This is a genomic window from Blautia sp. AF19-10LB (assembly GCF_003461245.1).
Taxonomy (GTDB): domain Bacteria; phylum Bacillota; class Clostridia; order Lachnospirales; family Lachnospiraceae; genus Blautia_A; species Blautia_A intestinihominis.
In genome coordinates, this window is the sequence record NZ_QTWS01000043.1 from 15,137 (window position 1) to 24,504 (window position 9,368).

The 9,368-nt window shown below is 44.4% G+C and carries 12 protein-coding genes and 1 pseudogene; 4 read left to right on the forward strand and 9 right to left on the reverse strand.

What is annotated here, in order from left to right; translation table 11 throughout:
- A pseudogene (locus tag DWX28_RS20090) lies at nt 1-237 on the forward strand (hypothetical protein); the annotation flags it as partial.
- Nucleotides 238-315: 78 nt separating this feature from the next.
- On the opposite strand, the gene DWX28_RS16960 reads toward DWX28_RS20090, so the two are convergent.
- The 7 genes from DWX28_RS16960 to DWX28_RS16990 are packed head-to-tail and all read right to left on the reverse strand — an operon-like array spanning nt 316 to nt 5,899.
- Complete coding sequence (locus DWX28_RS16960; RefSeq protein WP_118254153.1) at nt 316-555, reverse strand: FGGY-family carbohydrate kinase; 240 nt, start codon at nt 553-555, stop codon at nt 316-318.
- Between the two features lie 18 nt (nt 556-573).
- Nucleotides 574-1,158, reverse strand: coding sequence for a hypothetical protein (locus tag DWX28_RS16965; protein ID WP_158565336.1), 585 nt, complete (start codon nt 1,156-1,158; stop codon nt 574-576).
- The gene (locus DWX28_RS16970; RefSeq protein ID WP_118254157.1) at nt 1,062-1,493 is read right to left on the reverse strand and encodes an FGGY family carbohydrate kinase; all 432 of its coding nucleotides are present in this window, start codon (nt 1,491-1,493) and stop codon (nt 1,062-1,064) included. Before DWX28_RS16970 ends, DWX28_RS16965 begins: the two co-directional genes overlap by 97 nt.
- A 3-nt stretch (nt 1,494-1,496) precedes the next feature.
- On the reverse strand, nt 1,497-2,150 hold the full coding sequence (locus DWX28_RS16975) for an HAD family hydrolase (protein ID WP_118254160.1): 654 nt from the start codon (nt 2,148-2,150) through the stop codon (nt 1,497-1,499).
- Nucleotides 2,125-3,477: an MFS transporter gene (locus tag DWX28_RS16980; RefSeq protein WP_118254162.1), complete on the reverse strand. Its 1,353-nt coding sequence runs from the start codon at nt 3,475-3,477 to the stop codon at nt 2,125-2,127. The genes DWX28_RS16975 and DWX28_RS16980 overlap by 26 nt, the downstream gene beginning before the upstream one ends.
- Nucleotides 3,478-3,493: 16 nt before the next feature.
- Nucleotides 3,494-5,089, reverse strand: a complete 1,596-nt coding sequence (locus tag DWX28_RS16985; protein ID WP_118254165.1) for a xylulokinase — start codon at nt 5,087-5,089, stop codon at nt 3,494-3,496.
- Between the two features lie 33 nt (nt 5,090-5,122).
- Nucleotides 5,123-5,899, reverse strand: coding sequence for an SDR family oxidoreductase (locus tag DWX28_RS16990; protein ID WP_118254168.1), 777 nt, complete (start codon nt 5,897-5,899; stop codon nt 5,123-5,125).
- Between the two features lie 222 nt (nt 5,900-6,121).
- Between DWX28_RS16990 and DWX28_RS16995 the strand changes: the two genes are divergently transcribed.
- Both DWX28_RS16995 and DWX28_RS17000 read left to right on the forward strand, forming a co-directional pair.
- A complete protein-coding gene (locus tag DWX28_RS16995; RefSeq protein WP_118254170.1) occupies nt 6,122-7,249 on the forward strand; it encodes an ROK family transcriptional regulator in 1,128 nt (375 codons plus the stop codon).
- On the forward strand, nt 7,236-7,691 hold the full coding sequence (locus DWX28_RS17000; RefSeq protein WP_243002468.1) for a carbon-nitrogen hydrolase family protein: 456 nt from the start codon (nt 7,236-7,238) through the stop codon (nt 7,689-7,691). The genes DWX28_RS16995 and DWX28_RS17000 overlap by 14 nt, the downstream gene beginning before the upstream one ends.
- A 285-nt stretch (nt 7,692-7,976) precedes the next feature.
- On the opposite strand, the gene DWX28_RS17010 is transcribed toward DWX28_RS17000, so the two are convergent.
- Nucleotides 7,977-8,720: an aldo/keto reductase gene (locus tag DWX28_RS17010; protein WP_330417695.1), complete on the reverse strand. Its 744-nt coding sequence runs from the start codon at nt 8,718-8,720 to the stop codon at nt 7,977-7,979.
- Nucleotides 8,654-8,806, reverse strand: coding sequence for a hypothetical protein (locus DWX28_RS20095; protein ID WP_243002469.1), 153 nt, complete (start codon nt 8,804-8,806; stop codon nt 8,654-8,656). Before DWX28_RS20095 ends, DWX28_RS17010 begins: the two co-directional genes overlap by 67 nt.
- A gap of 178 nt (nt 8,807-8,984) precedes the next feature.
- Between DWX28_RS20095 and DWX28_RS17015 the strand changes: the two genes are divergently transcribed.
- A complete protein-coding gene (locus DWX28_RS17015; protein ID WP_118254174.1) occupies nt 8,985-9,347 on the forward strand; it encodes a LysR family transcriptional regulator in 363 nt (120 codons plus the stop codon).
- Nucleotides 9,348-9,368 lie beyond the last annotated feature (21 nt).

Below are 9,368 nucleotides of genomic sequence, written 5' to 3' on the forward strand. Positions count from 1 at the left end.
TTACATCCAATTGAAGATGCGTACTTTCACCAGTCTCATTTAAAGAAAAAACAGGATTATGGACATCAGGCAGTTGCTGTTATGCTTTCCTGCAACGGCATCGTCCTGAATTATGCTTTTGTAATGTACAATAAATCAATTTCTAAAATTGGCATTGTTCAGTCGGAAAAGTATCGATATCTTTTCCAATGTGCAAAGGAAAGCGATGATTTTGACTCATTTATAGTTGTAAAGTAAGCACAATCCTGTACCATAGTTACCTGGAAGTTACTGTGCACTTCATTCTCATGGACAAAATACATTCCAGATTGCCTGTTATTTTGTTAATACTTTCCCCGCACAGAGTGCCGCTCCACACGCCGCCTCTTCTTCATATTCAGAAACATACATTGGCATTCCAAACATTTCTTCTGCCAGTTTTCTCATTAATGGATTTCTTCGGATTCCATTTCCGGAGCCGGCCAGGCGAGTGGTTTTTTTCCCGGTAAGCTTGCACATCTGCTCGTACTGCTCATGCAGTTCATCAAGGATTCCGCAGATCACACCAGCCGTCAGTGCACCTGAATGAAAATTCTACACGCCGATTCCTGTTATCATTCCCCGGCGGGACGGATCACTTCTTGTCCCGGAAAATGCCGTGTCTACTTTCCATACAGCTTCTTTTCCATATTTTTCAAGAAAATCTTCTGCCTGTTCTTGCATCCGGGAATACATCTTTGCCCCGGAATCTGTTCCGGAGACTTCTCGGTAAAACTGTTCCAGCATCGCATAAGCACGACCGCCGCACAAAGAAGCCCCCACAAAAATATAGCTGCTTTCAGTACATGGACGAAGTTCTACACTGCCTCCGCATTCTACAAACTCTTCTGATACAAAAGAAATCTGACTTCCGGTTCCCACATTCAGAAGAACGGTATCCTCAAGATCCCGGACAGAGCCAAACAGGCTCGCCTGATTATCACCGATCGATCCCATTACCGGTACACCATCTCTGGTTTTTCCGATCAGAAAATGTCCCTTTCTCACTTCCGGCAGATAAGAAGTGTCTACACCCGCATGCTTCAGAGACTCATACAAAAACTCCTGTCTCTGCAGGTCAAAGCATCCCCAGCTTGCCGCCATGTCAAGTCCGATAACAGGGATAGTATTTCCACACAAGTCCTGCCGTCTTCCAGCGGGATCTCGCCACTTCCATCCTGCCATGTATACAGCGGACTTGCTGCCATTCCAGAAGCATCCACATACAGCATCCCATGCATCTGTCCCGTAAATCCAATCCCATCCGGCAGTCCATGTTCTCCCTGCATCTTTGCGAGAAGTTCTCTGACGATCTCATAGATCTGCCCCGGATCCTGTATCTTCTGCTCCGGCCTGCTGCTCTGCAGAAAAGAATTATGTTCCACCGTCTCTCTTGCAAGCTGCTTCCCCGTTTCTGTATCTGTCAGCACGATACTGACTGTTGTCGTGCCGATGTCTATTCCCATGATCTTCATAATTTATTCCGCCTTTTCCAGCACTTCCACCGTAAACGCTTCCAGGCTTTCATAAATTCCATCAGCAATCTCTTTGATCTCCTCTGACGGTGCCAGAACATCCGGGATCATGATCGCGGTACATCCTGCTGCTTTTCCGGCGTGGATGCCGTTTTCGCTGTCTTCAAAGACATAGCAGGTTTCCGGTGTACAGCCGATCCGCTCTGCTGCAAGGAGAAAAATATCCGGTGCCGGTTTGCCATGTTCAACCTCTTTGCCGCTGACAACTGCATCAAAATATTCTCTCATTCCTGCCAGTTTCAGATTACTTTCTATCTGTTCCGGATAACTGCTGCTTGCCACTGCAAGGCGCATGCCCTTATCATGAAAAGCTTTTACGATTCGCTCTGCACCCGGTTTCTTCGGCACATACACCTTAAGTTTCTGCCGCACCCGCTTCATGCACTCTTCCATAATGATGCTTCCATCGGCAACTCCATAATGCTTCTCGATCACCCTGCACATATGTGCACCGCTGGTTCCACAGATATCGCCAACAAAATCAGCCCCAAGAGTCACACCATTCTCTGCTGCCAGTTCATTCCATGTTTCCTGATAGATGTTCTCTGTATCGAACAGCAGACCATCCATGTCAAAAATCGCACCTTTCATTTCCATTTGCTATCTTCCGCCTTCTACTTTCCAGTTCTTCTGTCATTTCGCTTCTCAGGCTGTCCAGTTTATAAAACCAGGTCAGCACAGCGATTATAACACACAATACAACCGGTATCCAGATAAAGCAGACTTCAATGTAGGACAATGCTTTGTCCGTCTGTACTGCATTGGCTACATAGCCGCCATTCTTAAGAAAAGCACCGATCACAAAACTGGTAAGTCCCATGCCGCCTTTTACAAAAAATCCCTGGAATGCAGCGATCAGTCCCGCTACGCTGGAATTTTTCTTGTATTCTGAATAGTCGATCACGTCTGGCTGCATGGCAAAAGTAATGCCAAAGATTCCATAAATCCCAAGTCCTGTGATCACCAGTCCTGCAAGGAGAAAAACTGCGGAATTTTTTCCAAGGAAGATCATCAGGTCTCCCGCTATGTACAGTGCCACACTTACAAACATCAGGTTTCGCTTGCTGAATCTTTTTTCCAGTGCCGGAAGCGCCAGAAGCATCGGAAGACCGGATAAAATGCCAAGGATGCCAACCAGTGACAGCCATTCTGTTCTGCCAAGGTTATATTTGAAATAATACAAAACAGTTGTGTTTCTTACTACATACAGTGAAAAATAAAACAGATTCAGGAGAAAAAGAATCCATGCCTGTCCGGTGAGCCCTTTCAGACTTTCCAGTAAAGTTGTTTTTTCATTGCTGACAGTTGGCGGTACGACTTCTTCTGTGCTCGCAAAAGTCACGAAGAAAATCAGCATAGCTGCAATTCCATAAATGGTCATAGTTACAAGATAGCCCCTGGCTTCATTTCCTTTACCGAAAAATTTTACCATTGGTGCTGTAATCGTCATGACGATCGCGGTTCCGATCATCGCACAGATCATTCTCGTGGAAACCAGGATATCTCTTTCATGTACATCCGAAGTCAGTCTCGGAACAATCGTATTCAACGGGATATTTACAACTGTGTATGCTGTACAGAGGAGACAGTACGTCACATACGCCCAGACCAGCTTACCGCTGTTTCCAAAATTGGGGATATAGAAGGTCATAAATGTAAATATTGCAAATGGAATCGCTCCCAGCACGAAATACGGACGTCCCTGCCCCCATTTTGTATGTGTACGGTCTACGATCAGTCCCATTCCTGTATCAGTCAGTGCATCAATAAATTTTGTTACCAGCATCATAGTTCCGGCTGCTGCCGCAGTAATCCCAAATACATCTGTATAAAAAACCATCAGATAAGATGCCATGGTGCTGAACACCAGATTGCATCCCAGATCCCCGATACCATATCCAATTCTTTTTCCCCATTTTCCCATAAGTTTACCTTCACCTTTACCAGTTCATCGTCTCAATTGCTTTTTTCTCAATCTCCAGTCCTGCTTTGTAGCGTTCCATAAATGTATCAAAACCTTTTTTATCCTCTGCATCCGGCTCTGTTGTTTCTCCTGAAAGTTCGCAGAAAATCCTGTTATCCAGATAATCTTCCAGCTTCTCATCCTCTTTCTGGTCGATCAGATACGCTGCCAGAAGTGCAATTCCCCATGCACCACCCTCACTTGCAGTATCCATAACTGTGACAGGTGCATTGACTGCCGCCGCCAGATATCTCTGTCCAACACCTCGTGTTTTGAAAAAGCCTCCATGTCCCATAATCCGGTCAACTTTTACTTTCTCGTCTTCCAGAAGGATATCGAGTCCCATTTTTACCGCTCCAAGTGAGGTATAAAGATGGACTTTCATAAAATTCGCAAGATTAAATCTGCTCTCAGGTGTTCGTAAGAATGCCAGACGCCCTTCATTGAGCATCGTCACATTTTCTCCTGAGTAATATCCATATGCCAGGAGTCCGCCACAGTCCGGATCACCATTCAGAGAATTTGTATATAATTTACTGAACAGTTCTCCTGTATCTGTCTGATATCCCATAAGCTGTGCAAACTCTTCAAAAAGTCCAACCCAGGCATTCAGGTCAGAAGTCCCGTTGTTGGCATGCGACATCGCACATGGAAAACCTGTCGGCGTTGTGACCATATCAATCTCGCGGTAAATTTTACTGAGCTGTTTTTCCAGAACGATCATGGCAAAAGTGCTTGTTCCCGCTGATACATTGCCTGTCCGTGGAGCCACGGAATTTGTCGCGGTCATGCCAGTGCCGGCATCTCCCTCCGGCGGACATAACGGAATTCCCGCTTCCAGATTTCCACTTTCATCAAGGAAAGCTGCACCTTCTTCTGTCAGAATTCCTGCCTGTTTACCCGCTACAAGTACCTTGGGAAAAATATCCCTCAGTTTCCAGCTATAATGATATTTTTCTGTAAGCGTATCAAATTTCTGCACCATATCTTCACAGTAATCGTGCGTACCAGAGTTCACCGGAAACATTCCTGCTGCATCTCCGATACCGATTACCCTGTTTCCGGTCAGTTTCCAGTGAATATATCCACTCAGAGTGGAAACATAATCCAGTTCTTTCACATGTGCTTCCTGATCCAGAATCCTCTGATAAAGATGTGCCACGCTCCAGCGGAGAGGAATATTAAACTGAAAAAGCTCTGTCAGTTCATCAGCGGCCTCCTGTGTATTTGTATTTCTCCAGGTCTGGAATGGTGCGATCTGTTCACCGTCAGCATTCAGTGCCATATACCCATGCATCATGGCGCTGATACCAATTGCGCCAGTGGTCTTTAAGGTCACACCATATGTTTTTTCCACTTCTTTTCGAAGGGAAGTGTAACAGTTACGGATTCCTGCATGGATATCCTCCAGACTGTATGTCCAGATGTTGTCTACAAAGGAATTTTCCCAGTCATGGATTCCAACTGCCAGAACCCTGCCTTTCAGATCGATCAGAACTCCTTTGATCCTGGTCGAGCCAAGTTCAATGCCCAGTGCTGTTTTTCCGCTTTCTATCAGTGCTTTTGCATCCATTTAATTTTCCTCTCCTCTGTCATTCATTTATTCTTAGAAACAGGTGAATGCACCATCAATAACGAAATCTGAACCTGTTGTAAATGTGCTGGTATCTCCTGCCAGATATACACAGATGGATTCCAGTTCTTCCGGTTTTCCCATTCTTCCAAGCGGTGCCATCTCATTCCATTTCTCGATCAGCGGAATCAGAGTTGGGGAATTCAAGGTCAGTTCTGTTCCGATATATCCCGGGCTGATGCAATTTACACGCACACCACGTTTTGCCCACTCAATTGCCAGGGATTTGGTAAGCTGGATAACTCCGGCTTTGGATGCATTGTACGCACACTGTGGCTGCGGTACATTTACAATGTGGGCTGACATGGAAGCTGTATTGATGATAGATCCGCCGCCATGTGCAAGCATGTATTTTCCTGCTGCAATGTCTGTCAGGAAAATTCCGTTCAGGTTAATGTTGATCACTTTGTACCACTGCTCATATGTCATTTCTTCTGCCGGAGCATTGATGCAGATCCCTGCATTGTTGTGACAGAAATCAATTCCACCGAGTTCTTCTGCGACCTGTGCGACCATTGCATCTACCTGCTCCGGGCTGGTGCAGTCTGTCTTGATCGCTATAACTTTTCTTCCTGTTTTTTCTGCAAGTTCTTTAGCAGTTTTCTGTGCCTCTTCAAAGTCAAGATCTACGATCGCTACATCTGCTCCTGCTTCTGCAAAAGCGGTTGCAGTGCATTTGCCGATTCCTCTTGCCGCTCCTGTTACAAAGCCTTTCTTTCCATCCAGTCTCATTTTTTCGATAATTCCCATAATTACCTCTCCTTTTATTTTAATTTATTTTGTAAAATCATTTATCAAATTACAATTACATATTAATCCAGGACTTCTGTTTCGTCAATCCGGAATACTGTCCAAGAAAAAATCATCAGAATTATGCATTCTCTCTAATGGACAACGCGTTTTTGAACTGTTATAATATTTTTATCAAAATATTTTGTAAAATATTTTAACAAAATAAGCGAGGTTATGAAAATGCGCAAAAGTATCACACCAAATCAGATCAAAGAAACTAACCGCACTCTGATCTATCAGTACATTTATAAAAAGAAAAAAGTTTCTCAGCAGGATATTTCCTACGACCTTCATCTGAGCCGTCCAACTGTGACCACCAACCTGTCATCTCTTGAAGAAGATGGACTGATCGTCAAATCCGGACAGATCGATACAGAATATGTTGGACGCAAGGCAAGTGCTTACAGTGTAGTCCCTGATTTTCGTGTGGGAATCGGTGTTGAGATTTTAAGTGAAGAAATCAAGATGATCGCAGTAGATCTGTATGGAACTAAAATAGAACGATATGTTTATGGAATCACCTATCGTGATGAAGACCCTTATTTCCAGAAAGTCTGCCGGGAAATTCTGGAATTTAAGGATAGGATCGGAATTTCTGATGAACAGATCCTTGGGATTGGATTCGCCATGCAGGGACTTGTTTCTCCTGACGGACAGTCTGTGATTTATGGAAAAATCCTCGAATGTACCGGCCTTTCCATCACAGCCTTTACCCGTTACCTGCCTTATCCGTGCACCTTTCTCCATGATGCTGACAGTGCCGCCATCTCAGAACTCTGGGTTTCTCCGGAACTGCAGGATGCCTTTTATCTGTCGCTGAGCAAGCATCTCGGTGCTTCCCTGATCGCCGGAAGAGAACTTGTCACCGGCAAACATGGTCACAGTTCTACGATCGAGCATATTCAGATGCAGCCGGAAGGCAGATTATGTTACTGTGGCAAAAAGGGGTGTATGGAAACTCTCTGTTCCCTGTCTGCCCTTCTTGATGACACAGAAACGCTGGATACTTTTTTTGAAAAAGTCCATGATGGACAGACCAATGCCGTAAATCGCTGGCACCAGTATCTCTCTCATCTGGCAAGATCCATCAATCTACTGCATCTGATCTATGATAAAGATTTTATTCTCGGCGGCTATCTTGCTCCTTACCTCCAGGAGAAAGATCTCTCCTACATCCATGAAGAGATCCGGCGCATGACTCCATTCCCGGAAAGCCAGGATTTCCTGCATATCAGCAAGATGCCGAAGCACAATATCACGATTGGCGCGGCACTGCCGTATATTAAGGAGTTTCTTGGAATTAAATGAAGGAGGACAAGCTCATGCGACTAGCATTAATACAGATGTCGGATTCAAAGTTTTTGAAACAGAATTTGGAAAACTAGGAATTGTCGTCTGCTTCGACCGCCACTATCCGGAAAGCATCCGAACCGAAGCTTTAAAGGGTGCAGATCTGATCTTGATTCCGACCGTAAATACCAAAGCAGAACCTTCAGAAATGTTCGAATGGGAGCTTCGTGCACAGGCATTTCAGAACAGTACCATCATTGCCATGTGCAATCGTGTCGGTGCAGAGGGAGATATGGATTTTTCCGGTGAATCGATCGTTGTTGATGCGAATGGAAATGTACTTGCAAAAGCAGATGATAAAGAACAGATTTTATATGTTGATATCGAGCTTAAAGCCGCATCTGCCATAAGAGCAGTGCAGCCTTATACTCAACTTAGAAGAACTGAATTTTATGAATAAATGGATTTATTTCTTACCCCAATTCGCCATGCTGTTTCCCTGCTGTTCGGAGAATCCTCTGTGTCCATGGACAGGGATTTTATCAAGGGCTGTTTCCAGTGCCTGGAATTCTGCATCGGACAGCTCTACGTTTCAGGAACCGAGGTTTTCGAGGATTCTTCCCTGGTTCTTGGATCCAGGGATCGGGACTACATTTGGATATTTCGGAGATACTTCAATATTTCTTAATCTACGCTTTTCCATCGTTTTCGTCCCCTTTCACCAAAAAAATTTCTCTTATAAATCTTACAGAATAGACATAAACCACTCTACTGTTTTTGGATCATAATGTGAGAAGAACAGGCTTTCTCCTCCATCCAGTTTCTCAATAGCAGCCATCTCTTCTGCTGTCAGGCTGAAATCAAAGAGGTCAAAATTCTGCTGCATTCTGTCCTTATGAACAGATTTCGGAATAATGACCACATCGCTCTGGAGCAGGAAACGCAGAGCTGTCTGCGCGGCAGTCTTTCCGTATTTCGCACCGATTTCTGTAAGAACCGGATTAGTAAACATATCCTTGCGGCCTTCTGCAAACGGTCCCCAGGATTCAATCTGGCAGCCGTATTTTTTCAGATATTCTTTTGCAACTTTCTGCTGCTGGAATACATGTGTTTCGATCTGGTTTACAGCCGGTTTTATTTCTGCAAAATGCTGGATATCAAGGTAACGGTCCGGCCCGAAGTTGGATATACCGATCGCACGGATCTTGCCTTCTTTGTAAAATTCCTCCATTGCACGATAGGTTCCGTAGTAATCACCAAATGGCTGATGAATCAGCAAAAGATCCAGATATTCTGTCTGCAGTTTTTTCATGGATTCTTCGATAGAAGCTCTTGCTTTCTCATAACCGGCATTTGTGATCCATACCTTGGTTGTCAGGAAAAACTCTTCTCTTGGCAGACCGCATTCACTGAGTGCTGCTCCTACACCTTCTTCGCCTGTGCGGTGTCGATGCTGCGGTATCCTACCTCGATTGCATCCAGTACGCAGCGTTTTGTATCTTCCGGCGGTGTCTGATAAACACCATATCCAAGTTTCGGCATTTTGATTCCGTTGTTCAGAGTAACATATTCCATGATCTTTACCTCCAATTTTCTGAAATGTGATTGTTCATTTTGCTTGCTGTAACTATATAATTTCTAATTACGGTAAATCCTTTTTCAATTTCTACTTTACAGTTTCTTCCCGAAAATGTACACTATTTATATCGCAATCTGCTTTTCATAAAATGAAATGTAAATCAGGAGAACGACTATGCTGGATCTGTACGAACTGGAACAATTTGTGGCTTTCGCAGAGCTCGGAACGCTGTCCCGTGTTGCAGAGAAATTCCATATCTCAACACCATCTATCACACGTTCCATGCAGCATCTGGAAGAAAGTTTTGGTGTATCATTATTTTCCCGCGGTAAAAACAGGATTGAGTTAAACGACACTGGTCGGTTTACTGTAGAATATGCCCGTAAACTTCTCGCAGATGCAAGGCAGACAGTAGATCAGATTCAGGCTTTCGATACCCGGCGTAAGACAATCATGATCCGTTCCTGCGCCCCGGCTCCATTATGGAAACTGCTGCCAAAAGTGAACTACTCGGCAACAAGTTACCAGAGCATCTGAAATCTGGCGGGATACCGCCTT